This window comes from Desulfoconvexum algidum (assembly GCF_055382125.1).
Genome location: NZ_AP042394.1, coordinates 3346181 through 3372195 on the forward strand (window position 1 = coordinate 3346181; position 26015 = coordinate 3372195).

The window sequence follows — 26015 nt, forward strand, 5'->3', positions numbered from 1 at the left end:
ATCATGGCCCTAGAAGATAAATATCTCATCGTAACCATCGCATTTTGCCTTTTGTTTGTTGCCAGTTTTGGCTGGGGATGGTGGGGATAATCATCCTCAAAACAACTAACCTTTAATAGAGAAGAATTCTGAACCCTGTTTTTAGGGTTCAGAATTCTTCTTTGGTTTTACCCATGACCCAAACAAACAGATTCTGGAAATTTGTGTTCGCAAGTGCCACAGGCATTTTTTTGATGGCTGCAGGTCTTCTGACCTTTATCTGGCTTCGGCTGAGCCCTGTCCAGGAAGACCTGCTCATTACCATTGAGCAGGAAAATATTTACCCGCTTTTATGGCTTGCCTTCCTGGTGATTGGATCCCTCTGGGTGGTTTTTGATATTACCTACAACACCTATATCCGGCCCTTGAAAAGAATGTCAGCGGAAGCCGGTGTTATCTATGCGTCTAATCCGTCCCACCGGATCAGAATAAAAGGCAGCAAAGATATTATCACCCTCGCCCGGGTCATCAATGATTTTGCCGACATGTTTGAAAACTTAAATAAAACCATCACAGAACAGATTCTTGCCGCCAGAAAGGAGACGGAAAAGGAAAGAAACCTTCTGGCAGCCATCATGTCCGAACTCCCCCACGGGGTGATTATCTGCAACAAAAGCGGACGGATTCTGCTTTTTAATTCCCTTGCCAAAAAATTATTCACCCCCGGAACGAGTGCCCATGAAACACAAAATTTCATCGGGCTTGGCAGATCTATTTTCCACCTCCTTGATAAAAACTTGATTGCCCATGCCATTGGCGAAATCCAGGAACGGCTTAACAGTCAAAAAAAAAGCGTAAGTTCTTTTTTTATCACCCCCATTTATACCGGAGACCTCATCAGCGTTGAAGCCATTCCCATTCTGGACAACGATAGTGCAATGACCGGTTTTATCCTGACCGTTCAGGATATTTCACCGGATATTCAAAAATATGAAACCATCGACACCCAGTTGTCTGAATTCCAGGCCACATTGGAAACCGAAATATCAGGAATAAATTTTGACAGGGTTGAAAAAAAATACAACCAAATTTCCACCATTATCCGTGATCTTTCTTTGTTAAGACTTCCCCTGACAACCCTTAACCTCAGGAACTTTTTACGAACCCTCCAGAAAAAAGCGGGCCATGAATACGACATCCGGATCAATATATTCAATGACCAGTGGAATACACGGCTTCTTGCAGATGCGTATTCCCTGACCCGGGCCTTTATTTTTTTATTTCAAAATTTATCAAGTCTCTTGGCACAGACAGAATTTAACCTGGTTATCTCTTACCCGGCCAGCGCCATCGGCTTTGCCATTTCCTGGGATGAAACTATCTGCCCGCTGGTTGATATTGATGCTGTCATGCACCAGAGGATAAATGCCCTTCCCGGATTTGGTTATGTCCTCAAATTCAATAATGCCCGGATTACCCTCGTTTCTCCGGACAAGGACACCTGTTCCGGCATCAATATTATAGCAAAGGCGGGGAAAAAATCTCTACTCCCCTTTAAAAAAAGAGCACCGGTCATGGCAGGAAGCCGACCTGAATTTTATGATTTTGACTTGTTCAGTGTGGACACACCGTCAAAAAATCTCCTGGATACTAGCCTGAAAGAGTTAAATTATACGGTGTTTGATACGGAAACCACCGGCTTAAATCCCGACGGAGGAGATGAAATCGTTTCCATCGGTGCGGTCAGAATTGTGAACAACCGAATTGTGTACCAGGATTTTTTTGAGGAACTGGTGAATCCCAACCGCGATATTCCCATGAACTCCTACCGGATCCACGGTATTAATTATGAAATGGTCATGGGAAAAGACCCCATTGAACGTGTGTTGCCACGATTCAGGCAATTCACCGCTGATACCGTTCTTCTGGGGCATAACATCGCCTTTGACATGAAAATGCTCAAAGTCAAAGAAAAGTCAACGGGCATCCGGTTTAACAACCCTACCCTGGACACCTTGCTGCTCTCCGCCGTGCTCCATCCCGTCCATGAACAACATGACATTGAAAATATTGCCAAACGCCTGGGCGTGAATATTATTGGAAGACATACCGCGCTTGGGGACGCCATCACAACGGCTGAAATATTTAAACGATTAATTCCTATTTTAAACAGCAACGGCATATTGACCCTGAAAGATGCCATTAAGGCATCCCAGAAAACCTATTATGCCAGATTAAAATATTGACCCATTATGACAATGAACCCTTGTATAATCGCCGGCAGGAAAAGAGTTGTTCAATTTGATTGGTAAATGATAGGCTATAATCTATAATCTTAAACGGGAGAATCTCACCATGAAAAGACCATTGCTTTCACTTTCCATCTTCAGTGCGATATTTTTGGGTATTATCCTTTTCAGCGTAATTTTTGGCAGTTACAGCAGTCTGTACCGGGCCCAGAACAGGGCCAGAGATGCCAAAATACTGGTAACCGTTGAATGCCAAAAACAATTGGATCTTCTCCCGAACCTTGTGGCCCTGGTTCGCAAAACCGATTCTTTTAACCTAGTTGACCCGAACAATTCAAATCAGACCAACCTGGACCAGGCCCATCTGGATCAGTTAGAGCAGGGTGCCCTTAAAACCAAAACCATATTGACCCGGATCAATGCCCCAAAAAAACCCCTGAAAAAGGAATTGATCCGGGCCTTTGAAGAATCTCAGGTCCATCTGAGTCAGGAAATTATCGGTCTGGTCATGGGGTTAAAAAAAGAGAATAAACTAAAGAAATCCCAAGCCTTGATTCATCTGGAAAAAAAATTTAATGACCTTGAAATTACGATTTTTTACCACAGCACTCAATACAACAAAGAAGCCCAATATTTTAACATTAGGAAATCAATATTTCCCGGGTTTCTCATTGCAAAACTTTTCAAACTTGAAAAACTCCATATTTATGAAATCAATACAGATCTGTTTAAACCAGAAAAACTAAGGAGTTGATACCGTGTCTTTGGAATCAGAAAAAAAAGCAGCCTTTGCTTTTTCAACCTTGTCCAAATCCGAGGAACAAACCCTTTATAACGCCTTTTCCTACGAGAAATACAAAAAAGGTACCCTTGTCTTTGTCCAGGAGATTTCCCGGGTTGAAAAATTATTTATTATTTCCAAGGGATCGGTTGCCTATTATTTTGAACAAGACAACACCCAACCCTTAAAAGGGACACTCTTACCAGGGGACTGCTTTGGCGGTCTTTCAATCCTATTTAACGATGCAATGGCCATACACACCCTAAGGCCACTTGAAGAAACCGTTTTTTTAACCATCGATACCACCGCTTTTGCAGGCTTGTGTAAAAAGAACAAGGGTTTCCGAGAATATTTTACCAATGAATTTGGCCGCTGCATGCTCAACAAAACCTTTGCCCATATTATTGCCAGACAGGTATTGAATAAAGCCTTAAACCTGCCATTTTTCAATCAGCCCATCTCTGCTATTTTCAGACCCAACATTGCCACCTGCACAGATCTTACCACCATTCATGAAGCGGCCTTAAAAATGAGTAAACACAATTCCAGTGCCATTCTCGTTAAATCCGATACCCACGAGATCCAGGGGATTGTGACCGATGCGGACCTGCGAGAGAAGGTGCTGGCCCAAAATATTTCCCCGTTAGCGCCTGTATCCGAAATCTTGTCTGCACCCCTTATGTCTATTTCCTCGGACAGCCAGGTATTTGAAGCCTTTTTAGCCATGATTCAAAAGGACAAGCGCCATTTGGCCGTATATGGAAAATCCGGCGACATATCCGGAATTATAACGGAAAAAGACCTGATATCCGCCCAGACCCGGTCCACTTTTCTGTTAATCAAATCCATTAAAGCTGCCCAAACGATGGCGGAGCTTGAAAATATCCATTCCAAACTGGAGATCATGCTGTTGGACCCCATCCGGAACGGGGCCAGTGCAGAATACATTACCCGGCTGATCACCACTTTTTCCGATGCCATCATCGACAAGGTAATCACCTTTTCCCTGGCAGAAGCAGGTCCACCGCCCTGTAAATTTGTTTTTTTGACCATGGGATCGGAAGGCCGGGAAGAGCAAACTCTGATCTCCGACCAGGACAATGCCCTTATTTTTGAAGACCTTGGCAACATTGAAGCGGTAAAATCTGCAAAAACCTATTTTGACCATCTATCCCAACTCATCTGTACCCGCCTGGACATGGCAGGATATCAATTTTGCGACGGGGATAACATGGCCCAGAACCCAAAATGGTGTCAACCCCTGTCCGTTTGGAAGCAAAACTTTACCCGATGGATCAGAACCGGAAATCCTGAAGACCTCCTATACTCGAGTATCTTTTTTGATTTCCGGGGAACCTGGGGGGAGATTCATCTTTCCGACAGCCTTAAAACCTATCTTTTAAATTCCATACAGGGGTGGTCCGGATTCCTGAGGCATCTGACGGAAAATGCCCTTTATTTCAGACCCCCCATCGGCCGGTTTGGAAAATTTCTGGTAGATTCTGAGGGAGAAAACAAGGATGCCTTTGATATCAAGCAGGCCATGCTTCCCCTCATCGATTTTACCCGGGTCTATGCCCTGAAAAATAAAATTACACAAACCAATACTTTGACACGGCTTTTCAGACTATACACCAAAAATATCCTGACCAACAAAGAATACCATGACATTGTGCAATCCTATAATTACCTGATGGATTTAAGATTCCGCAGGCAGATCACCACCATCATGGATGAGGAAACGAAACCGGACAATTATATCAATCCGGGAAATCTCTCTTACCTGGACCAGCAGATGCTCAGGGAAATTTTTAAAATGACTGAAAAATTACAGCAAAAACTCCACTACGATTTTACGGGAATCGCCTGACGCTTCCTGTCATATTCCCTGTAAACCCTCCCGTCTTTTAAAATTAGCAGATTGACACTCGTCCATAAATCAAATAGAATCTACGATATCGTATCATATAAAACCTTATAACTATTTTAATATTTTTTTCATTTTGGAGATTTCATGGAAAAATCGCACGAAAATCATTTAAATGAAGACACCCTGCTTTTTGCAAAAGAATCTGAAATCCGAGTTCCTGGAAATCAAAATTACCTCAAACTACTCATTGTAGATGATGAAAATGAAATTCATGTGATGACAAAACTGGTATTGGCCGACTATATGTATAAGGGTGCCAGGCTGAAATTTTTGTCGGCCTTTAACGGGGAAGAAGCCAAAATAATTATCAAAGAAAACCCGGATATCGCCTGCTGCCTGCTGGATGTGGTCATGGAAACCAAGGATGCAGGCCTTGAAGTGGCTCGATTTATCAGGGAAGATGAAAAAAATAAAAAGCTGAGGATCATATTAAGAACCGGACAGCCTGGAAAAGCACCGGAAAAAGATATCATTCTAAACTATGATATCAATGATTATAAAGAAAAAACTGAACTGACAGACCAGAAGTTGTTTACCACCATCACAACGGCCCTGAGATCCTATAAACATCTGGAAGAACTTGAAGCGAAACAAGCAGAAATTAAAACAAAAAATATTCGCCTCAATGATGAAATCGCAAGACGAATTGTGGCAGAATCCAATCTGACAAAATACAATAGAAGTCTTGAAAAAATGATCGAAAATAAATCCAGCCGTTTGAAAGAAGCCATTCTTACCCTGAAAATGACAAAAGTTGAACTCCAAAAGACCCGAAAAACAGCCATACCATCTGAAATTTCAACTGTTTCCATTGATACCCTTGACACATCAAACGCCAAGATTAAATCCGACCTCAAAAAAATAGACCACTATAGCCAATCCATGGCTCTGCTGCTTGAACGTTACAATCTCCTTGAAGACATCATCACCTCAAACAAGGGAGAAAATCTGGAGGAAAAGCTCACAAAGACCATCCAAGGAATTGAAGACTATAAGATCCAAATAGATTTTGACACCCTCCTTAAAAATTATCCTAAGATCATCACGGAAGCTGTAATGGGAATTGAACAGATTTCAACTATCGTTTCTGATATCAAACTTTTTGTTTCCATAGATAAAGAACCCTGCAAACCAACAGATATTCGCCTTCTTTTTGAAAACGCTGTAGCTGCAAGGGTAAAAGATCCCCATAAAAAAATTGATATCCAATTGGATCTTGAAAAAGTTCCCATGGTTTCTCTTCCTTCTCGCCATATGGAAAGGGCGCTCAACGCCCTGCTTGAAAATGCGTTCCAGGCAATAAAATCCCATGGGATCGTCTCAATCTCATGCCAGTATCTGAATCCCGATATCATCCTTATCATTAGTGACCTGGGCTGCGGAATTTCCAATGACAATCTGCCCCATATTTTCAAACCCTATTTCACCGGGACTAAAAAAGGGGGGAAGGGGCTTGGACTGACCTTTGCCAAAAGTGTAATACTAAATTGTAACGGTGATATAAAAGTTACCAGTTCTCTCAACCAGGGAACAACGGTGAGGGTTCTATTGCCGGTGGAAGAGACAACGCCCCTACAATAAAAATTCTTCCTTACAATGTTCACAAAAGGCCGTGGCCTGGACTTGCCGGCAGTGAACACACTTATCAATCAGGTACCGATCCTTCCCTTGAGATTTATGACAATAGGTGCATTCCCAATCTTTCCTCGTCGCGACCAGGGCGTGACAATTCGGACATTTAATGGGGAATCTCCTGAAAATCAAAAAAGAGATACCTGCAAACACAAAAAAAGGGCCGATGAGCTTGAACTGAATACTGGCGGAAAATTGATCAAATTCACCGGATCCGGACAAAATGACATAGAGCAGAAATGCAATGGACGTAACTGCGAGAAATTTAAACCGAAAATGAAAATAGACACTTTTCAAGGATTTTTCTTCCATTGAGCAGACTCCATTAAAAAAGTTAATTCATATGCGCTTTTCTTATCCTTATATCTTCTCGCGAAATTTTAGGCCAATGTCAATTATCTTTTATTTTTTTCTTGCCTTTATCCTATCTCCGGTTTTTTCCCGGCAAACAAGAAAATTGTATGATCCCTTGTTTATGGTAATAATCCGGGTCTCATGGTTTTTTCAAGTAAAAGACGCTGATTTTCAAACCCATCTCGTTGGTCAAAGGGTTCAAACCGGATCTCCTGGCCAAAGGTGATAGAAACCCGGGAAAAGGGTTTTGGCAGCATAAATCGATCCCATGAATTAAAAAACCAGGCATTTTCAGCCGAGGTATACAAGGGAACCACAACCGCATCTGCTTCAAGGGCCATTTTAATGATTCCGGGCTTGACCCTGCCAATGGGACCTGTGGGTCCGTCCAGAATGTGGGCACCAAATCCATGGGTTTTTAAATGATCAATCATGGCATCCATGGCTTTTTTCCCCCCCCGGGTAGAGGATCCCCGCAGTGTATGCCAGCCGCTCCTGTTGGCCACCCCTGAAATCAGATCCCCATCCTTGCTCTGGCTGATCATCAGACCGGGATTAAATTTGGTATAGGTTTTAAAATGGAAAATAGCGGAAAAAAACTGCTGATGCCATGCACCTAAAAGAACGTTGTTCCCTTGCTCCCTCAGTTCCTGCCAGTGATTCTCATTTTCAATTTTGAACCGGAGGGTCATGCTGTAAATCCGGATAAAATAATAGACAAATACAATGAAAGGCCGGGTGTATATAATAAATTTTAATCTTTTAAACATTCATAAATCCCCAATGAAAATATCCTAGGCAACCTAACAGATATCTCCGGGAAAGCAACCTTAATTATTTGATTGAAAAAATCACCCGGCCAAACGTTTCCTGGTCTGGAATGGCTTCAGCCTCGCCAGGGTTAAGGAGAAAAATTCTTTCCGGCACCACCTTGGCCGTGGACAGGATATGATTTTTTATATTTCCAGCCCGGGCCATGGCCAGCCTCATTAACTGCTGTTCATTAATATCCATATGGGTGAACAGCAGTTTTTCCTTTTCCTCTATGTTGATCTGTTTTTCCTTACCATCTTCTTCCCTGGGTTTGGGAAAATCTGCCAGTTCATAGGCTGCCAGAACAGCAGACTCTCGCTCTTCCGGGAGAAGCGTTATCTGTTCAGGAGACGATGCCGGTGTCCCCTTTGCTGCCAGAATTTTTAGTTTTTCAGATTTTATGAAGGCATCATACTTTTTTTTATGAAGGGCTTGCCCGTCCGCAATTTTGTCATAGGTTCCTTCAATCTCCAAGTTAAGCTCTTTTTTCTTTTCCAATATTTCAATGAGCGTATTGATCTTTTGAATTTGATTATCCGGTATGGCATCACTCCCATACTCAAAATTTACAAATCCAAGATTCTCTCCTCCCCCAAACATTGCGCCCAAAGCTTTAAAGGGCGATGTGATCACTTTCATGATCAGGTTTCCGAGGACCTTCAAAAAGGCAACGGAAAAACTAAACTCAGGATCATCGAGATTTCCGCTCAGAGGCACATTCAGATTAATCTGACCATCCACATTTTTTAAAAGGGAGATGGCAAGCGGGACAGGCAGGGATGTGGCATCCTTACTATCCACTTTTTCCCCAAGGGTAAACTGGTCCAAAAAAAAGCGATTCCGGGCTTCCAGAAGATTTCCGTTTATCTTATAATTCAAATCCAGAACCATTTTTCCCTTTTCGATTTCATACCCGATGTATTTGGCTGAATAGGACGAAAAGCGGGTCAGCTCAATGTCTTTAAAAGAAATATTCAGGTCCAAAAAATGTTTCTGGGTCAAAGGGCTGATGCGCCCTACAATATCCAGGGGGGATGACTGCCCGTGCAGCCCACGAAGTTTCAGGTCGGCAGGCGCAGTCCCTTCCATGGAGGACAGTCCCTTTATCTGGCCTCCAATCTCTTTCATGTCGGCAAAAACATTGGGTTGGGTGAAATTATCTTCAAAATAAATCGCCCCTCCCTGGAGGGTCACATTGGAAATGGTTATCTCAGGGCGAGGGCTGGTATTGGCCTTTTTAGCTGCCGGTGCCGGTTCAACCTGGGAACCGGATTTGTCTCGTTCACTGCCCGCCATTACCTGTTTGAGGTTGATATTTCCCTTCTCAGAAATGATCACCCGGGAATAAAAATCAGTGAGGGAAATATCTTGAACAGCCACCTTCACAGGTAATAGGGAGATGTCCATACCGGCGAGATAAAGGGAATTGCATTTAAAAAATTCTTTGCCCGAAAATTTCCCCAGGGATACAAAATCAGTGATCGATGATTTTCCTTTAAAATAAACCCGAGGTTTATTTTTTTCTCGCATGGAAAGAGACAGCTGCCCCTGGGTCTGAAAGAAACCCTTGGTGACAAGAATATTCACCTGTTCCGTAAAATATGGCTGGAGGGATTGTATATCTATCTTATCCAGAGAAACCGCCAGGTTTGCGGCCAGGTCTGACAGAACCAGATCCCCTTTTACCTGTATTTCACCTGTTTTGTTCAGAATCATCCCAACTGAAATCCCAGCCTTTTCCTTACCCCCTGTTTTTAGATTATTGGCATGGAGACTGATATCAGACACGTTAATCGAAACAGGATCTTTGTGAATTTCATCGGAAAAATCAATCTCATATTTCCCAAGGGAAAAATCACTGAGACCTATCTCCCAAGGACCCTTGTTTTTATCTACACCAATTGCCGGAGAAACCTTGTCCGTATTCTTTTGATTACCCTGAGAAATATGGACTGGCAATAAATTGTTCACCAGATTAATTGTCCCATCAGCCTTGCGTTTTAGAAGAATTTTACCCTTGGAAGTTTTTATTTTTCCCATATCAAGGCGCTGTTTTCCCGTATCCAAAACAGAGCCTGTGACGATCACTTCCGGTATGGAGATTGGTATTTCCTTGTTCACCCGGTCCCACACCTTAAGATCGATAAGGCGCAGCTGCTTATTATTAATCACAACAGCTAATTTACTCGCATCCTCGGACAGGGTAAACCCGGCATCCAGGTCAAGCTGACCCTCCTGGAGATCAAAATTAATAAGATTTTCAACATAGGGCAGATATTTCTTAAGAACCAATTTTTCAAGGATCACAGACCCTTCAAGTGCCAGGGGCGTTGTTGAAAATTGCCCAGCCGATGCGAAGCTTTCATCAGCCTCTGTTTTCAAGGAAATACTGTATTTACCCGAAACTCCATTTTGTGCCACAAGTTCCCTTACCTGGATGGTAACAGGCGACAAAATGGTGTTAAAGGGTGTTTTATTGGCGGCATCCGTGAACGACAGACTGGCATCCACAATCTCTCCGGTATCCAATTGAAAGACAAACCCAGGGGTTTCTTTGTCACCTCCTGAAACCATTGCCCCTTCTTTTTCTGGTTTAGCAGTATCCCCTACTCCCGCGGGTATCTTTCCCTCTGCCAGTAATTTCAAAAGGTTCAGGCTACCATTGGCATCCCTTTCCAAGTAAACTTTGGGGGATAAAATCTTTAAACTGGCAAGACCCAGTCGTTTGTCCAGAAGATCCGAGGGCGCAAGGGTAATATCGATTTGGGGTATGGCCAAAACCGGTGTATGGTCGGCATCCTGGATATCAATGTTGGCAATTTCCACATTCCCTTTTACAATCAAAGACGGCTTCTCTTTATCACTGGCCTGGGAATAGGTCATGACCAGATCAAGGGATGTCTCTATCCCTTTCACCAGTATCGTCTCGGGCAGGGGCAGATAGGTTAAATATGGCAAAAGATTAATGGGACCGGTTTTAAGGGTCACAACAGAATCACGCCCGGCTGTAAAGGGCAGGCTCTCAATTTTGATCTTAATTTCGGCCTGGTTCAGCACAAAATTAATGTCGGCAATGGTTTTGGTCTGCCTGTCTTTTTCGATACTGCTTAAAAGAGGCAGGCCAAAGTTAAAATGTTCAATGGCATACTCCTTTCCCCTGATTTGATCTAAAAAATGGATGTTTACATTGGACATTTTTGTATTGGACAGGAGAAAACCAAAAGTTTCCGGTTCAGACAGGGCAGCATCAGCTAGGGGAAAGTCTTTGGGATCTTTTTTAAACCGCTGTATCAAATCTGAAAAATTAAATTTTCCATCCTTTTTCAATACAAGATTGACCCCTAAAGATTCAATCGTCAATTCTTCAATCACAGGCGCAAATTTAAACAGGGACCCCATGGACAGATCAACCAACAGGGAGGATACGGATATAAAATCACCGCCCTCTTTTTCTTTTATGGCAAAGTCTTTGATGCCAAGGACCAGACGATAAGGATTCACAGAAACAGACCCAATAACAACCGGCCGACCCAGCCTGTTTCCCAATTCTTTCACCAGTATTTTTTTCCCCGCCCAGGGGGCCAGAAAAAAGCCTGCAATGGTATACAAAGCCAGAACAGCAACTACAACAATCAAGATACGTTTGGTGTGAATTTGTCTTGTCATGGTGTTTCCTTTATAAATTCAAATTAAATAATTCCAAATAAGGGGCCACCCCTTTGGGCCAGGCGTTTCACTTGTTCAACGGTGGCTGGATCTGATTCCAGGGGAGCTGAATGAAAGGGTTTGATCCGGGCATCAATGATGAGGGGCGCAGCACATCCCCAATGTTTAAATTTAACTTGTTCTTGCACCCCGTATATATCATGGGAAGGATTGGACCGTAAAAAGGTCACCCATAAAAAGTTGGCAAAGGTATCCCTGGCAAACGAGGCATCATCCACCACCACAAACAAAGGAAGAGATTCAAGGCCAGTCTGGTTTTGAAGATGCTCTTTCAAACGATTGATCTGTTCGTTGGCCGAGGGGTAGGAGGTAAATCTTGGTCCTTGCAGCACCACCATGCCGGGAGCTGCAAAACCTGGATCAAAGAATCCGACGGGAAGACAAAATCCTTGGGGAAAGAGTGTGGCCAGTTTTCTTCTTTTCGGTCCGGCAGCCGCCATAACAAGCTTGGAGCCTGCGTTGATTTCAGAGGTAGAATAATCCAGGGTATCCATTGTGGTCCGGGTTAAAAAGTGAAGGTCCGATGAAAAATCCACCCGTTCCAGCAGGTGGACAAAAAAGGAGGGTTCATCATTCACATCCAGCCTTGGGTTGTCTTCATGGGCACAAATGAACAGATATTTTGCCAAGGAGAGCTGGCCGGTTCCAAGAATGGCATTGGCATGGGTTAACAGTTCCCTGGGCGCTCTTCGTTCATAGGGCAGATACCGCTCATGGGCCTTGACCAACAGCAGGGGGTGGACCCCTGCATCATCCACGGCATTGACAGCGGTTACCCCAGACAGGGTGTCTGTGATGGCCGTCCGGGTAATGTCATGGATGAGTCTGCCAAAATTTGAATCTTCCTGGGGAGGGCGACCTACCACGGTAAAGGGAAATATAGCCCCGGGTCTGTTCCAGACCGATACCACTTTTAAATAGGGATATTCATGTTCATTGGAGTAGTACCCCAGGTGATCCCCAAAGGGGCCTTCGGGTTTGGTCCGGTTGGGGACAAGGATTCCGGTAATACAAAAATCCGCATCATTGGAGATAAAAAAGCCGTTCTTTGTGGTATACCTAAAATTTCGACCGGCCAGGGCTCCTGCAAAGGCAATTTCCGGAACCCCTTCGGGCAACGGCATGACAGCCGCCAGGGTATGGGCAGGGGGGCCACCGATAAAAATGGAGACCTTCAACGGCTGCTTGCGCTCCAGGGCTTTTTTATGATGATTTCCAATCCCCCGGTGAAGCTGATAATGGAGCCCGATTTCCTGATTGGGTTCATAGGCATTGCCAGATATCTGGATCCGGTACATTCCCAGGTTTGATTTGAAAATAGAATCATTGTCCGGATCCTTTGAAAACACCTGGGGTAAAAGGATAAATGCCCCTCCGTCCCCGGGCCAGCATTTGATCATGGGCAATTGGTCGATTTTAGCCTGGCGGGTTAACACCTTTGCATTAGCTGAACGAAGCGGCAGGGCATGGACCAGGGCCTTTAATGCCCCACTATATTTTCCCGGCGATCTCAGGAACGCCCCGGGATCCGACCGCAGCTCCACCAGGGACCGTACCTGTGCAAGCTGAGGCTCAAATATTTTCAGGGTTCTCTCATAGGTGCCGAACAGATTGGACAGGGCCGGGAACCCGGTATTCTTTAGGTTGGTGAACAATAGGGCCGGTCCCTTGGCATCGTGCACCTGACGGGTGATTTCCGCAATTTCAAGATGGGGATCCACTGGTTGGGATATGTGGATCAATTCTCCCTGTTTTTCCAGGAATTGGACCGTTTCCCTTAAACTTGTCACCTTCATAATGCCACTTTTTCCCTGGAACCAAATCCCTTGGAATTATCCATATAATACACCATCTCCGGTTCAAAACAATACAGACTTGCATGGAATTTTGATGCAAAAAAACTCAGGATGTCCATGACATTTTCCGATATTTTAAAATGAGCACAATATCTTTTTGCAACCCATACGGATCTGGCATTCAAAGGAGATTTAAGAAGTATTCCTGACATCTGAATGCCCGCAAGGTTCTTCATATCCGCATCATCTCGAAAAATGGATGCGGCTGCCAGGCCCTTTTTAGACAATTTAATATGCCGGGCACAAGGATTGGAAAAAAAATAAAACTTCTTCTCATCAAACAAATAATACACCGGGGCGGACCAGGCCGCCCCATTGCTGCCCACAGCAATGCTCATCACTTTTGAGGTGTCAATGAGCCTGCTCCAGGGGGAGATGACAAGTTTACTTGACATAACCCCAGGCCTTGAGCCGTTTGTAGGCGTGTTTGGAGTATTTATTGGACTGGTAATCCGTCTGTTTTAAATAGTCAACATAGTTTTTTGCCGCACCCTTTCTTTGTCCGCTGTTATCAAGGGAATACCCCTTGTAAAACGTCAGCTGTGGATTGCCGGGCAACAATTCATCGCAGCGCTTAAAATCTTCAAAGGCCTGGCTGTGATTTTTTTGTGCCGAATTGGATAACCCGGCCATATAATATCCCTGGGGTTCACCAGGGTATAATTGTTTGGCATCATTGGCATAGGACAGGGCCTGGGATGATTTTTTCTGGATCAGCAGGCATTTGGCCATGAGCACATGGGCGGTATAGTCTTGTTTTGCCTGCTGGATGGCAGATTTTAATGCAATTTGCGCATCGCCATAGGCTTCCTTGGCCAAATATTTTTCCCCCTCCTGCATTTTCAGGATGGCCCCTTTTTTTTGGCGCAGTGAAGCGGTTTTATCCATGTAGCGTTCCCGATTCACGGGGTTGGACCGGGATTTATTGTAAAGGGTATTATCCCTTTGAACCGCTGCCTGTAACCGTTCTGAACTCATGGGATGGGTGGCAAACAACATTTGGGATGAAGAGGGTTTTTCCTTGTTCAAGGAATTAAGCATCTCCATAAGTCCCACAAACCCTCGGGAAGAATACCCCGCTTTTACCATATATTCCTGGCCCAGAGAATCGGCTTCCCTCTCATTGTCCCGGCTATAGCTCGATAAAAACAACCCCTGGCTCAGGGCTCCCAATTGCTGGGTTAATTGCCCGAGACCCGCTCCCTGGGTACCGGCCAATACGGAAAGCCCGCCAACCAGCAAAGAAGAGAGCTGACTCTTAGAAGCCTGCTCTGCAGAATGCCGGGCATTGACATGGCCCAATTCATGACCTATAAGGGCGGCCAATTCTGCCTCATTGTCAAGGTCCAGCAAGATTCCCCGGGTCACGGCAATGGAACCGCCGGGAAAGGCATAGGCATTGATATAGACGGCATTGACACAATTAAAATTATAGGGCATGTCCGAGCGGTGTACACCGGGCACCAGCCTTTTGCCCACCTCACCGACGTACTGATTCAAGGCGCCATCCTGAGTCACCCCGTAATCCGATGAAAACTGAAACACAGATTGTTGTTTGTCAATACCGATTTCCTGTTCCCGGGACATCATCATGAACTGGCTTTTCCCGGTCACAGGGTCCAGGGCACACCCGGCCAAAAAAGGAAGACCCACAAAGAGTCCATAGCCAAAGGCTGAATATTGTAAGAAATTCCTGCGGGAAACCTGTTTCAATCCGGTATTGTGCCTTCCCAGTGGTAGATTTTTACCAAAAGTATCTCTTTTAGGCGTGTTCATTTTTAGGATGTCCTTTTCTGCAATTCTTCTTTAATACAAAGGCCTAATTTTTCGAGGGAATAGGGTTTTTTAATAAACGAACCTGCACCCAATTTTTGGACTTTCTCCACATCTTTGGTTTTTGAATATCCGCTGGTTATAACAACGCTAATCTCAGGATCAATCGCCTTCAATTCCTTGAAGGTCGCAAGGCCGCTGATACCCGGATCCATTATCATATCCAGAATGGCCAGATCAATCTTGTTTTTCCGGACAAAACAAATGGCTTTTTCCCCGCTGCTGACCGTCTTGACCTGGTATCCTAACCGTTTGAGCATATTTGAGGTTATTTTTCGCTGGCTGGCCACATCATCCACCACAAGAACGGTTTCATTATGCCCTGAATAATCACTCAAGGTGTATATTTTATCAGGTTCTGCCCCTTCATACAAGACATCTGTCACAGGAAAAAAAACCTGAAAAATACTTTTTCCCTTCTCACTTGTCACCTGGACATAGCCTTTGTGATCATGAACGGCGTTCCACACAATACTTAGGCCCAATCCAGTGCCGCTTCTACCCAAAACTTTCTTCGTATAAAAGGGTTCAAAAATCCGTTCCAGGTCTGCCTGTGAGATACCCGGACCCGTATCCTGAACGCTGAATTTGACATAGGGTCCGTCCTTTATATGTTCATATCCTTTGAGACTTTTTCGGTTAAACTGAACCCGGCTCGTTTCCAGAGACACCCGCCCCTCGTTTTGAATGGCTTCCATGGCATTTGCTGTAAGGTTCATGATGATCTTTCTTATGTGAAGGCCGGAGGCATTGAGCAGGGGAAGAGAGGGATCCAGGTGTTTGATCACGGTCACTCCGGCATGGAACCTGGCCGCCCGATCAAATTCCGGAGACACTAAATACTCTTCAATGACATCATTTAAACGAACCGGTTCCAGAACCTTGGCAGCACCCCTGCCAAGGGTTAACAGCTCATCTACTATGATTGCGGCCCGTTTCCCTGAATCCTTCATCATCGATATGGGTTCGATTAAAGGACTGTCCTTTGGCAGATCCATCAAAACAAGATCCGGGGTAGACACAATCCCGGACAGCACATTGTTTAAATCATGGGCCACCCCTCCGGCAAGCAAACCAAAGGCCTCCATTTTTTTTGACTTTTCAAGTTCTTTTTGAAGACGTTTCCGCTCCTGCCGAGTTTTTATCTGCTCTGTTATGTCCCTGACAGCAAAAAGAAGGGCCGGTAAGCCATTATAAACAATTTCAACCGATTGTTTTTCAACATAAATTATCCTTTGATCCGGATGAATAATAAAATCCGAAAGGCCCCCCCGGGAGTCTCGCCCGAGATAGGACTTGGGAAAAAGCCTATCGGGACAGGTGTCTGACAATTGACTGCACGACAGCCCCGTCAGCCGTTCAAGGCCCGGGTTGAACAAGACAATCTTTTGGTACTGGACAATAAAAATAGCCTCAGGCAAAGAATTAACAAGATTTTTATATTTTTCCTCACTTTCCCGAAGCTGGCCTTCGGCTTCTGTATGGGCGCGAATTTCAAGGGAAAGACTCTTGTTCATCCGGACAAGTTCGGATCCCTGATCTTGTTCACGTTTTTTAATATCCTGGTTCAATTTTTTAAGGGCAGACTGGTATACTAAGGCCATGCGTGAGGCATATTCGATTTTGTACCCGGCAACGGCCCCGGCAACCAACATGATAACGAGGAAAAAAAAAGACAGGCCCAAGTTTGACGGAATCAAATAAAATCCTGTTGCCCCTGCAAAAAGTAAAACAAGAACATAGATTAAATAAATCTGTTTTCCTTGAAAAGGTATTTTAGAATCCAGACTGCCCATGGGCTCATCAATGTTCCTTCACAATGGCACCGATAATAAGAAAAACAATCCCCAGGCCAATCAAGGCTCCGGCAAAGGGCAATTCATACACCAAAAAATAAAGGCTGTCCTGTATAAAACCAACCGGTATGGCATCAACAATGGTATCTGAATATTCTCCTGTAAATCTGGAAATGGTCAGATCCACCCAAAAATTGTCTGCTTTCATGAAATTGGAAATCCCGCTGAAAAGAATCACGAAGAATCCACCCATAATAGAATATATCCCCAGTTTTGTGAACATCGTATTTTTCCTGCCCTTTTGGGTTTTATTGGTTAAAAATATGGTATAACATATTCGCCTGGAATTTTTGAGTCAAATCTTTTTGTTGCAACAACCTTTTATTACCCCTTTCTTTATGATAAATCCACAAGGACAATGGTTATGGAAACATCAAATACGTTAAAAAAAATAGGCTTTGCAACCTTTATCATGATGGCATCGGTATTTGCCAGCCGGATCATCGGATTGGTAAGGGAATCAACCATTGCCTGGATGGGTGGGGTAAAAGCTTCTGTTGATGCCTATCAGGTGGCATTTATCATTCCCGAAATATTGAATCATATTGTGGCCAGCGGGTTTTTATCCATTACCTTTATTCCCATTTTTGCCTACTATCTTTCCAACAACAGGGATGAGGAAGGGTTTCAGGTCTTTTCCATTATTTTCAACGGATTTGGTTTGATGCTCCTGGGGTTTATTGCCATTACCATGGCCTGGACGCCTCAATTTGTTAGGATATTTGCCCCGGGTATCACCGATCCCTTCACCTTTAATCTGGCCGTAAAAATGACCCGGATCATTATTCCGGCTCAGTTTTTCTTTTTTACCGGCGGCCTTTTCATGGCGGTTCAATTTACAAAAGAACGGTTTTTAATTCCTGCCCTGGCCCCATTAATTTACAATATCGGTATCATAACCGGGGGGATTTTTCTCTACCCTGTTCTTGGAATGGAAGGGTTTGCCTGGGGGGTTCTTGGAGGCGCTTTTTTTGGCAGTTTTTTGCTTCAGCTTGTGGGTGCACGGCAGGCCGGACTGCGATATTATTTCAATTTCAACATTTCTCATCCCGATTTTTTAAAATATATTCTTTTAACCCTCCCCCTGATGGTGGGATTGACCATGACCTTTTCAACGGAAATTTTGATGAAATTTTTCGGTTCCTTTCTTTCCGAAGGGAGTATCGCCGCCATGAACTACGGGTTGCGGATCATGTTCATCCTTGTGGGATTTTTCGGCCAGGCCGTTGGTATGGCCTCCTACCCCTTTATGGCAAAAATAGCCGCCAAAGGAGACTTAGTCCGCCTTAACCATATGATCAACCAAACATTGAAATTCATCTTTTTGGTGATGCCCTTTTCCGTCCTCTTCATGGTCCTTCGAAAAGAAATTGTCATGATACTTTTTCAGCGGGGTGCCTTTGACCTCCAGGCAACCCAATTGACAGCCAGCATTTTGCCCTTCTTCATGGCAGGTGCCTTTGCTTTCTCCGCCCAGACCATTGTTTCCCGAGGCTATTATGCCCTTCAAAACACCCTGTTCCCCGCAATCTTTTCCACCCTCTGCGTATTGGCAAGTCTGCCCATGATCTATGGGTTGATGAAACTTTTGGGTATACGAGGAGTGGCACTTGGACTCTCATTGTCCGTTATCTTAAGTTCCCTTCTCCTATTTGAGTGCTGGAACCGGAAAAGCCGGAATACACATAAAAAAGAAGTATATTATTTTTTCTTCAAGCTCATTCCCATAAGTCTTGTCCTGGGGGGTGTTCTCCAGGGGATCCTTATGGGACTTCGACAAATTTTTGACGCTGGAACCCTGGGCCAAAACCTGATTATCTGCACCATTACAGGCCTTGCTTTTTCCGTTCTACTGCCATTGTTCGGGGTTTTGTTGCGCATCACAGAGATTTCCATCCTCTATGACAAAATTTTCAGGAGAATACTGCCATGGCGCAAAAAAATGGCCGAGAACCCGAAATAACAATCACTGAAAAAATCAACCGAGTGGTCCAAAAAATACTTGCCGCTAACCAGGTGGTTCTGTTCACAGGTGCCGGTATTTCAACGGAAAGCGGGATCCCAGATTATAGAAGCCAGGGCGGAATCTGGGACAAATTTCAACCCATTTATTTTGATGATTTCATGGCCCGAAAAAAAGCCCGTATTCAATATTGGAACCAGCGCCTGGATATGGAAAAGGGCCTGAAACACGCAACACCCAACAAGGGACATAAGAGCATTGCACGCCTCCATGCGCTGGGATGTTTAACCAGCCTGATTACACAGAACATCGACGGCCTCCACCAGGAATCGGGCATCCCTCCCGACAAAATCATCGAACTCCACGGCAATACCCGCAGGGTCCGGTGCATGCGTTGCAACCGGCTTATCTCATGGGAAGAAACAATGGTCATGATTAATGCCGGGGTCAAAGCCCCGGAATGCACCTGCGGGGGGTATTTTAAGCCCGACACCAGTTCCTTTGGCCAGGCCATGCCAGAACGAGAGACCCGAAGGGCGGCCATGCTGTCTGCCAGAGCGGATGTTTTTATTGTGGTGGGTTCCACCCTTCTGGTTCAACCGGCAGCCCTCATGCCAGAATATGCCAGAAATGCCGGGGCATTTCTGGTTATCATCAACCTGTCTAAAACCCCCTATGACTCCCTCTGTGACATCTTGATTCGGGACAAGGCCGGAAAGATTCTGGACAAGATCGCCAATGGGGTGGAAAAAAAATTAAGTTAACCTAATCTTTGTATATGTTTATACCTTGTATATGTTTATACCTTGTATATGTTTATACCTTGTATATGTTTATACCTTGTATATGTTTATACCTTAAATTGCTTCATTAGCTCTAAAAATTTTTCTGCCAGCTGACTCAATGCCGATGCATTCTCATTGAGAGTGCCGGAATTCTCCTGGACCTGGACAGTGACATCCTGAACCTTTGTGATATCCCGGGCAATCTCGGTGGCCACCTGGGCACCCTGGTTCACACTATCATTCACCTGGGAAATTTGTCCTGACACCTCATTGATATTCTTTGCAATTTCAAGGGTGGTGACGTTCTGTTCCTCCACTGCGGCAGCAATGCTTGAGATGGCCTCATCTGAATTTTTAAGAAGACCGGCAAGTCCTGTCACTCGTTCAGTCAATTCCCTGGAGGTGGTCTTGATCCAGTCCAGTTTTTCATCCGCTTCAATGGTAGACTTGCTGGTATCAGCGGCCAGATCGGTAATCTCATGGGCAACAACGGCAAACCCTTTTCCAGCCTCCCCTGCCCGTGCCGCTTCAATTTTTGCATTCAGGGCCAGCATGGAAACCTGTTCTGAAATGGATCGAATTTGGTCTGTAACCTCGTCCACATCATTGGCCCTGGACCCCAATTGCTCAACCGTTGCAAGAATGCTGTCAAAGGCACCCGCCACTTGGTCGGTTATCTTTTTTGATTCGGCAGACCCCTTGGCAATCTCATTAACGGTGGCGCTCATTTCATCCACTGCAGCGGCAACAACGTTCAAAGATTGTGTGGCATCTTCCATGGCCGATGCAATTGACTGATTGCCCACGCTCATTTCTTCGGCAGCCGCCGATACATTTCTGGTCATTTCAGAGGCTTCCCGGCTGGAACCGTTCAAATTATCTGCAATCCCACTCAACTGAGTTGCAGAAGAAGAGATGGTGCCGGAATTTTCCATAATCTGCTGGATGGTCTGGCGAAGTTCCTGGGTGACCAAATTTATTCTGGAAAGGATATGATTGACTTCATCCCCCTGGGCGATTGTAACCTCATGGGTAAAATCCTTTTCCCGCAAACGGGTCGTGGCATCCAGGACCAGCCCGACTTTTTTATTTACCAAAAAATGAAAAAACGTCCACACGCAAAGGATAATGACACAAAGGCCCGCAAGCCCGATGAGAATGCTGGTATTTTTCCCTTGCTGAATGCTCTTGTTCATGGAGGTCATGGAGGAAAACACGGAAATTCCCCCCAACACCTTTCTGTTGGGACCATGGCAATGGAAACACCTGGATTCGTTGAGAATGGGATCATTTTCCATGGAATAGACCTCCTTGTCCAGGGTCACCTGGAAAGAAGCGTTGGAAGCCGTGCCGGTTTCCAGCATGGCGGCAAGGTCCTGATCAGATCCTTCTCCCAAATAATTGATGATGGGTTTTCCCACGGAATCAATATCGGAACTAAAGGAAATAATCCCGTTAAAATCATAAACAAAGACTTTTAAGCCTGTAATTTTTTCGTTGAGCCGCTTAAACTGGGTTCTGACCGTATCATTATCGCCAATGGCGAGGGCATCAAACATTCCCCCTTCAATGGCCTGGGCCATGATCTTATTTTGGGTAGTGAGCTGATCGGTTCCCAGCCTGTTTTGAAATGAAATATTGGACCAAAGGGTTAACGTCATCACCAAAATCACACTCAGGGAAACCGGAATCAGTATCCGAAGCCACAACCGTCTGTTTACAAATCTAAACACATTCTTGAACATGAGTTTCCTCCAAAAGAATCAATGGGCACCGCCGAATAGGAGCGGTTTAAAATCAAAGGCTTCAATCCTGTCTTCACTGTGGCAGGTGGTGCAATTTTCCAGGGTGACTTCCCGGACAATATCATCGGGATCTTCGGACTCGACATGGAGGCTGCCCGGTCCATGGCAGACTTCGCATCCTGGATTCTTAAGCCCGGGGGTTTGCGATTCCGAAATAAATCCGCCCTTTTTACCGTAGCCCGTGGTATGGCATTCAAAGCAGGTCTGGTATTCCTGGGGAGACAATTTTTTTTCCATTTTCTTTATGCTGTCAAAGGAATGGGCTTTTTTCGAAAACGTCATAAAATTATGATGTTCTTGTTCATGACACGCTTTGCAGCTTTCCGATCCCACATAGGTTTTTTCCTCTGCCAATAGGCTGTTAGCAGTTGTCAAAGCCATTATGGCTACACATAATATTAAAAAAACCTTGTTCATTCGCCCTCCCATGTGTCTCTTAAGGTAAATCAAATTCTGAATCAGAATTTTTTAATTAACGGATAAAATCGGAAAATGCAAGCTGTTTATCTGCCTACCATGGAACAGGCGCCCTTACCTGGTGCCCGGTCTTATTTTTAAATAAAAGAAAATGATTTTCATGGCCAAACCGATACAGGTCCCGGGTAACTCTGACATCCTGGGTGCAATATTCAATAATTTTTTCCATCTCGCCCTGGGTCCACCATTCCAGGGCCATGAGGCCGTCTGCACTTTTTTTGCACCCCAGGGTCTGTTGGGCAAGGTGATCCAGGGAGAGCCGATACCCCAATATTTCATGGACCTTCATGAGAAGGTCAAGGGTGGGCAGGCCATGGAAATCAAAGGAGGACAGGCCGGACAACACCTTATAATCGAAACGAACAATATTAAAGCCGATGATAAGGTCCAGTCGCTGCAAATGCTGGCAAAGGGATTCGATATCCTCCTGAAGATAGGTATGAAATTCATCTGAGCTTGAATCATAGAGGACGGCACAACTGACCCCCATGCGCTGGGCCTTGTTCCAGCCGCCGACCTCCTGGGCCGATCGCCGGGTTTCAATATCAAGGACACCATATTTTAAGTCCGGCTTTGATTGTGACATTGATTCTGATCCTTGGTCCGGTTTTTCAGAACCCAACACCTTTAATTTTTGAGCATTCTCCCGGGAAAGAGTGTGATTGTCTGTGAGTATCATTTCAAGTATGCTTTTAGCAGAAAACTTGTCAATGGGCCGGTTTCCAGATCCGCATTTGGGAGAATGGACACAGGCCGGACACCCGGTTTCGCAGGGACAACTGACAATAACCGCAAGGGTTTGTTCCAACAAATCTTTTGCCTTGTCAAAGGCCTGTTTTGACAAACCAAGACCGCCGGGAATGCCATCATAAATAAAGACAGCCGCCTTTCCGATCTGGGGATGAAAGGGAGTGGAGATTCCTCCCAGATCGTTTCGATCTGTCATCACCAAAAGGGGCATGATGCCGATGGCGGCATGTTCAATTGCATGGATCCCCCCCATAAAATGGAGCCGGTCAGACTCAATTTTATCCCTTACTTCATCCGAAATTTCAATCCAGATCCCCTGGGTTTCAAATTCAAGTTTCGGTAATTCCAGGGGCACAATCCCAATGGATTTTTGGGTGGCGGTCAGTTTTCGCTCATATCCGATCACCTGTTCTGTGATCCGAAGAAGGCCGTATCCCACACGGGTTCCCTGTACTATACACGAATCCAGTTGTTGGATAATGGTGGTGGATTTTGAGGATCTTGCCCGGGTGTAATAGGGCAGATCTCGTTGACGTGCTTCCACCACCCCTTTTTCATGGTCAAACACCGTGATCGCATAGGATTTTCCTCCATGAAGATAAACTGCCCCTTCATGGGTTTCAAAATAGGACCGATGCTTGTCAATATTCCCGATATTTTGCTGGGTATCTTCCAGAAAAATGGGAATGGTATTGCCGGTTCCCCTGAGGCTGACCTCCCTGTGGGGGGATTTTCGGGCAGAGTACCAGATCCCGCCTTCCCGGCTTCGAAGCAGTTTCCCCTGATATTCCAAATCTGTAATAGCTTTTTGAATCTGTGCATCTTTCAAGAAGGGTTCACCCTGTTTGAGGCTTAACTCGGCAGCGGCACAGACCAGGTGTTGTTTTAAGATAATGGGGTTATCCGGATTGATAATGGCCTTTTCAGGAGGCATGTTAAAAAAAGCATCCGGGTGATTGATAAAATACTGATCCAGGGCATCTTCATGGGCAATAAGGATCATGGCCGAAGCCTTGCCGTTCCGCCCCACCCTTCCCGCCCGCTGCCAGGTGGACATGATGGTGCCCGGATATCCTACCAGGACACACAAATCCAAATCACCAATATCAATTCCCAACTCCAAAGCAGAGGTTGACACCACGGCCAAAAGCTCGCCCGAGGCAAGTTTTTTTTCAATAATCCTTCGTTCCTCGGGTAAAAATCCCGCCCGATAGGCACAGATTTTATCGGCAAACCCCTTGGCTCTCCTTGATGCCCAGATGGCAATGAGTTCAGTTATTTTTCTGGACTGGGTATATATAATGGTACGAAGCTGTCTTGCAACCGCCGAATGGATCAGGGCAATGGCCGTTTGGGCCGCCCCCTCAAGACCCCGCATCATGAGAACCTCTTTTTGCCCTGAGGGAGCACCCGGTTCATCCACGACTTTAACGGCAAGGCCCGTCAGTTTTTGGGCAAGGGAGGCCGGATTGGCAATGGTTGCCGAACAAAAAATAAAAACGGGTTCAGATCCGTAGCGTCGGCAGATTCTCAACAGGCGCCGGAAAACCCAGGCCATGTTGGACCCCATGACCCCCCTATAGGTATGGACCTCGTCTATGACCACATATTTTAAGTTTGAAAAATAATCTTCCCAGAGATGATGGTGGGCCAGCATGGCCAGATGCAGCATCTCTGGATTGGACAGCAGTATATGGGGCGGACATCTTCTAATTTTGGCTTTATGATGGGCGGTAATATCCCCGTCATAGACGGCGGCCGTGAGCTTTGGAGATTTTATGCCCGATTTTATGCCCGGTCTCATACCCGCTTTTATCTTGGGGGAACCGGCCAGATCCAGCAAATGCTGGACCGTATCCAGTTGATCCCTTGCCAGGGCTTTTAAGGGGAAGAGGTAAAGGGCCCGAGATTTTGAATTTTCCAACAGTTCATCCACCACGGGCAGGTTGTAGATCAAACTTTTCCCCGAAGCAGTCGGGGTGGCAATCACCGTATTAACGCCCTTTTTTATCAGGGCAATGGCTCGTTTCTGGTGGATATAAAGCTGTGGTATCCCCAGGGCCGCAAGCAAAGGTCCCAAATCATGGGTCAGTTTGAGACCCGGGTCGGCAAAAATAGGCAACCGGGGGGCAATGGTTCTGTGGCAAACAATATCCCCTGCAAACCCTTTATAGTTTTTAAGGGAAAGGATATAATCGTCAAGACTCACAAAATACTCTTGCCCAGGGCAGACAGAGTCAGTTCCACAGCAAGCTCTGCTGTTTTATTGGCCACATCTAGAATGGGGTTGACCTCAACAAGGTCCATGGAGGCCACCTTGCCCGAATCTGCCAGGATTTCCATCAGCAAATGGGCCTCCCGATAGGAAATCCCGCCGGGAACAGGCGTTCCCACTCCCGGGGCTTCCAGAGGATCCAGGGCATCCATGTCAACGGTGAGATGAATCCGCTTTAAATGGGCAAATTTCATGACGGTCTTATTGGCAATAGATGAGATTCCCTGTTCGTCAATGTCCCGCATGGTAAAAATGGTAAAGCCTGATTTTTTCAAGCGTTTTTTTTCAACCGGATCCAGGTCCCGCTGACCGATGAGGACCACATTTTCAGGATCCACCTTCCGGCCGGGCCTTCCCACGTTCACAAGCGATGGATGGCCTTCCCCTATCAATGCCGCCAAAGGCATGCCGTGAATATTCCCGGAAGGGGAGGTTTCCGGTGTGTTAAAATCACCATGGGCATCGATCCAGACCAGGCCAATGGGGTCCTTCCCCGACGCCGCTGCAACTGTGCCAACGGCAATGGAATGGTCCCCCCCGAGAAACAGTGGAAAATGCCCCTGCCCGATTGCCTCTTGCCCGACAGTATAAATGGCATTACAAATCTGGGTAATTTCATCTAAATATTTATCCTGGGACAGGGGAGTTTGTCCATCAGCATCCCGAATGGGAATCCGCACATCCCCGCGGTCCACCACCACATGACCAAGGTCCCGCAGCCGGGAAATCAACCCCGTGTACCTCAGGGCAGCCGGTCCCATGTCCACTCCCCTGAGAAGCTGGCCAAAATCCATGGGTACCCCAATAATACTGATCTGTTTTGGCATCTTAAATTCCCTCCACTTAGATTGTTTACCTATATTGTTTGTATTGACAGCTCCTATACCATAGAGTATGAAATCTATTCAATAAAAAGATAATCCTCAAGGTATCGTGTTGGGAGAAGGCATA

18 protein-coding genes are annotated in these 26015 nt (G+C 45.4%); 6 read left to right on the plus strand and 12 right to left on the minus strand.

Going from position 1 to position 26015, the window contains the following annotated elements; all coding sequences use genetic code 11:
- Positions 1-173: 173 nt before the first annotated feature.
- The 4 genes from ACZ45G_RS15365 to ACZ45G_RS15380 all read left to right on the plus strand — a co-directional run bounded on the left by ACZ45G_RS15365 (position 174) and on the right by ACZ45G_RS15380 (position 6520).
- Positions 174-2225: a 3'-5' exonuclease gene (locus tag ACZ45G_RS15365; protein ID WP_464179637.1), complete on the plus strand. Its 2052-nt coding sequence runs from the start codon at positions 174-176 to the stop codon at positions 2223-2225.
- A 109-nt stretch (positions 2226-2334) separates the two neighbouring features.
- Positions 2335-2982 carry a LemA family protein gene (locus tag ACZ45G_RS15370; RefSeq protein WP_464179639.1) on the plus strand — a complete coding sequence of 216 codons (648 nt, stop codon included), beginning with the start codon at positions 2335-2337 and terminating at the stop codon, positions 2980-2982.
- Between the two features lie 4 nt (positions 2983-2986).
- Positions 2987-4879: a DUF294 nucleotidyltransferase-like domain-containing protein gene (locus ACZ45G_RS15375; RefSeq protein ID WP_464179641.1), complete on the plus strand. Its 1893-nt coding sequence runs from the start codon at positions 2987-2989 to the stop codon at positions 4877-4879.
- Positions 4880-5023: 144 nt separating this feature from the next.
- Positions 5024-6520 carry an ATP-binding protein gene (locus ACZ45G_RS15380; protein ID WP_464179643.1) on the plus strand — a complete coding sequence of 499 codons (1497 nt, stop codon included), beginning with the start codon at positions 5024-5026 and terminating at the stop codon, positions 6518-6520.
- On the opposite strand, the gene ACZ45G_RS15385 is transcribed toward ACZ45G_RS15380, so the two are convergent.
- From ACZ45G_RS15385 to ACZ45G_RS15420, 8 genes are all read right to left on the minus strand, one after another.
- Entirely contained in the window at positions 6512-6883 is a 372-nt protein-coding gene (locus tag ACZ45G_RS15385) for a hypothetical protein (protein WP_464179645.1), read from the minus strand. The two genes, ACZ45G_RS15380 and ACZ45G_RS15385, sit on opposite strands and share 9 nt — an antisense overlap.
- Positions 6884-7044: 161 nt before the next feature.
- Positions 7045-7695: a lysophospholipid acyltransferase family protein gene (locus tag ACZ45G_RS15390; RefSeq protein ID WP_464179647.1), complete on the minus strand. Its 651-nt coding sequence runs from the start codon at positions 7693-7695 to the stop codon at positions 7045-7047.
- Positions 7696-7759: 64 nt separating this feature from the next.
- Positions 7760-11404: a DUF748 domain-containing protein gene (locus ACZ45G_RS15395; protein ID WP_464179649.1), complete on the minus strand. Its 3645-nt coding sequence runs from the start codon at positions 11402-11404 to the stop codon at positions 7760-7762.
- 23 nt (positions 11405-11427) lie between these two features.
- Positions 11428-13260: a UbiD family decarboxylase gene (locus ACZ45G_RS15400; protein ID WP_464179651.1), complete on the minus strand. Its 1833-nt coding sequence runs from the start codon at positions 13258-13260 to the stop codon at positions 11428-11430.
- Positions 13257-13715 (minus strand): hypothetical protein, encoded by a 459-nt coding sequence (locus ACZ45G_RS15405; RefSeq protein ID WP_464179653.1) that lies wholly within the window; start codon positions 13713-13715, stop codon positions 13257-13259. Before ACZ45G_RS15405 ends, ACZ45G_RS15400 begins: the two co-directional genes overlap by 4 nt.
- Positions 13705-15096, minus strand: a complete 1392-nt coding sequence (locus ACZ45G_RS15410) for a M48 family metalloprotease (RefSeq protein ID WP_464179655.1) — start codon at positions 15094-15096, stop codon at positions 13705-13707. The genes ACZ45G_RS15405 and ACZ45G_RS15410 overlap by 11 nt, the downstream gene beginning before the upstream one ends.
- Before the next feature lie 2 nt (positions 15097-15098).
- Positions 15099-16853, minus strand: a complete 1755-nt coding sequence (locus ACZ45G_RS15415; protein ID WP_464179657.1) for a hybrid sensor histidine kinase/response regulator — start codon at positions 16851-16853, stop codon at positions 15099-15101.
- A 103-nt stretch (positions 16854-16956) separates the two neighbouring features.
- On the minus strand, positions 16957-17232 hold the full coding sequence (locus ACZ45G_RS15420) for a hypothetical protein (RefSeq protein ID WP_464179659.1): 276 nt from the start codon (positions 17230-17232) through the stop codon (positions 16957-16959).
- Between the two features lie 141 nt (positions 17233-17373).
- Between ACZ45G_RS15420 and murJ the strand changes: the two genes are divergently transcribed.
- Positions 17374-18972 (plus strand): murein biosynthesis integral membrane protein MurJ, encoded by a 1599-nt coding sequence (gene murJ / locus ACZ45G_RS15425; RefSeq protein ID WP_464179661.1) that lies wholly within the window; start codon positions 17374-17376, stop codon positions 18970-18972.
- A complete protein-coding gene (locus tag ACZ45G_RS15430) occupies positions 18939-19736 on the plus strand; it encodes an SIR2 family NAD-dependent protein deacylase (RefSeq protein WP_464179663.1) in 798 nt (265 codons plus the stop codon). The genes murJ and ACZ45G_RS15430 overlap by 34 nt, the downstream gene beginning before the upstream one ends.
- 86 nt (positions 19737-19822) lie before the next feature.
- On the opposite strand, the gene ACZ45G_RS15435 is transcribed toward ACZ45G_RS15430, so the two are convergent.
- The 4 genes from ACZ45G_RS15435 to rocF all read right to left on the minus strand — a co-directional run bounded on the left by ACZ45G_RS15435 (position 19823) and on the right by rocF (position 25891).
- Positions 19823-21502, minus strand: coding sequence for a methyl-accepting chemotaxis protein (locus ACZ45G_RS15435; protein ID WP_464179665.1), 1680 nt, complete (start codon positions 21500-21502; stop codon positions 19823-19825).
- 18 nt (positions 21503-21520) lie between these two features.
- Positions 21521-21979, minus strand: coding sequence for a multiheme c-type cytochrome (locus ACZ45G_RS15440; protein ID WP_464179667.1), 459 nt, complete (start codon positions 21977-21979; stop codon positions 21521-21523).
- A 94-nt stretch (positions 21980-22073) separates the two neighbouring features.
- Positions 22074-24998: a DEAD/DEAH box helicase gene (locus tag ACZ45G_RS15445; RefSeq protein WP_464179669.1), complete on the minus strand. Its 2925-nt coding sequence runs from the start codon at positions 24996-24998 to the stop codon at positions 22074-22076.
- Positions 24995-25891: an arginase gene (rocF, locus tag ACZ45G_RS15450; protein ID WP_464179671.1), complete on the minus strand. Its 897-nt coding sequence runs from the start codon at positions 25889-25891 to the stop codon at positions 24995-24997. The genes ACZ45G_RS15445 and rocF overlap by 4 nt, the downstream gene beginning before the upstream one ends.
- Positions 25892-26015 lie beyond the last annotated feature (124 nt).

Bases quoted from the DNA above. Each gene is read 5' to 3' on its own strand.
- ACZ45G_RS15365 (WP_464179637.1), top strand. From the start codon at position 174: ATGACCCAAACAAACAGATTCTGGAAATTTGTGTTCGCAAGTGCCACA.
- ACZ45G_RS15370 (WP_464179639.1), top strand. From the start codon at position 2,335: ATGAAAAGACCATTGCTTTCACTTTCCATCTTCAGTGCGATATTTTTG.
- ACZ45G_RS15380 (WP_464179643.1), top strand. From the start codon at position 5,024: ATGGAAAAATCGCACGAAAATCATTTAAATGAAGACACCCTGCTTTTT.
- ACZ45G_RS15385 (WP_464179645.1), bottom strand. From the start codon at position 6,883: ATGGAAGAAAAATCCTTGAAAAGTGTCTATTTTCATTTTCGGTTTAAA.
- ACZ45G_RS15390 (WP_464179647.1), bottom strand. From the start codon at position 7,695: ATGTTTAAAAGATTAAAATTTATTATATACACCCGGCCTTTCATTGTA.
- ACZ45G_RS15395 (WP_464179649.1), bottom strand. From the start codon at position 11,404: ATGACAAGACAAATTCACACCAAACGTATCTTGATTGTTGTAGTTGCT.
- ACZ45G_RS15400 (WP_464179651.1), bottom strand. From the start codon at position 13,260: ATGAAGGTGACAAGTTTAAGGGAAACGGTCCAATTCCTGGAAAAACAG.
- ACZ45G_RS15405 (WP_464179653.1), bottom strand. From the start codon at position 13,715: ATGTCAAGTAAACTTGTCATCTCCCCCTGGAGCAGGCTCATTGACACC.
- ACZ45G_RS15410 (WP_464179655.1), bottom strand. From the start codon at position 15,096: ATGAACACGCCTAAAAGAGATACTTTTGGTAAAAATCTACCACTGGGA.
- ACZ45G_RS15420 (WP_464179659.1), bottom strand. From the start codon at position 17,232: ATGTTCACAAAACTGGGGATATATTCTATTATGGGTGGATTCTTCGTG.
- murJ (WP_464179661.1), top strand. From the start codon at position 17,374: ATGGAAACATCAAATACGTTAAAAAAAATAGGCTTTGCAACCTTTATC.
- ACZ45G_RS15430 (WP_464179663.1), top strand. From the start codon at position 18,939: ATGGCGCAAAAAAATGGCCGAGAACCCGAAATAACAATCACTGAAAAA.
- ACZ45G_RS15435 (WP_464179665.1), bottom strand. From the start codon at position 21,502: ATGTTCAAGAATGTGTTTAGATTTGTAAACAGACGGTTGTGGCTTCGG.
- ACZ45G_RS15440 (WP_464179667.1), bottom strand. From the start codon at position 21,979: ATGAACAAGGTTTTTTTAATATTATGTGTAGCCATAATGGCTTTGACA.
- rocF (WP_464179671.1), bottom strand. From the start codon at position 25,891: ATGCCAAAACAGATCAGTATTATTGGGGTACCCATGGATTTTGGCCAG.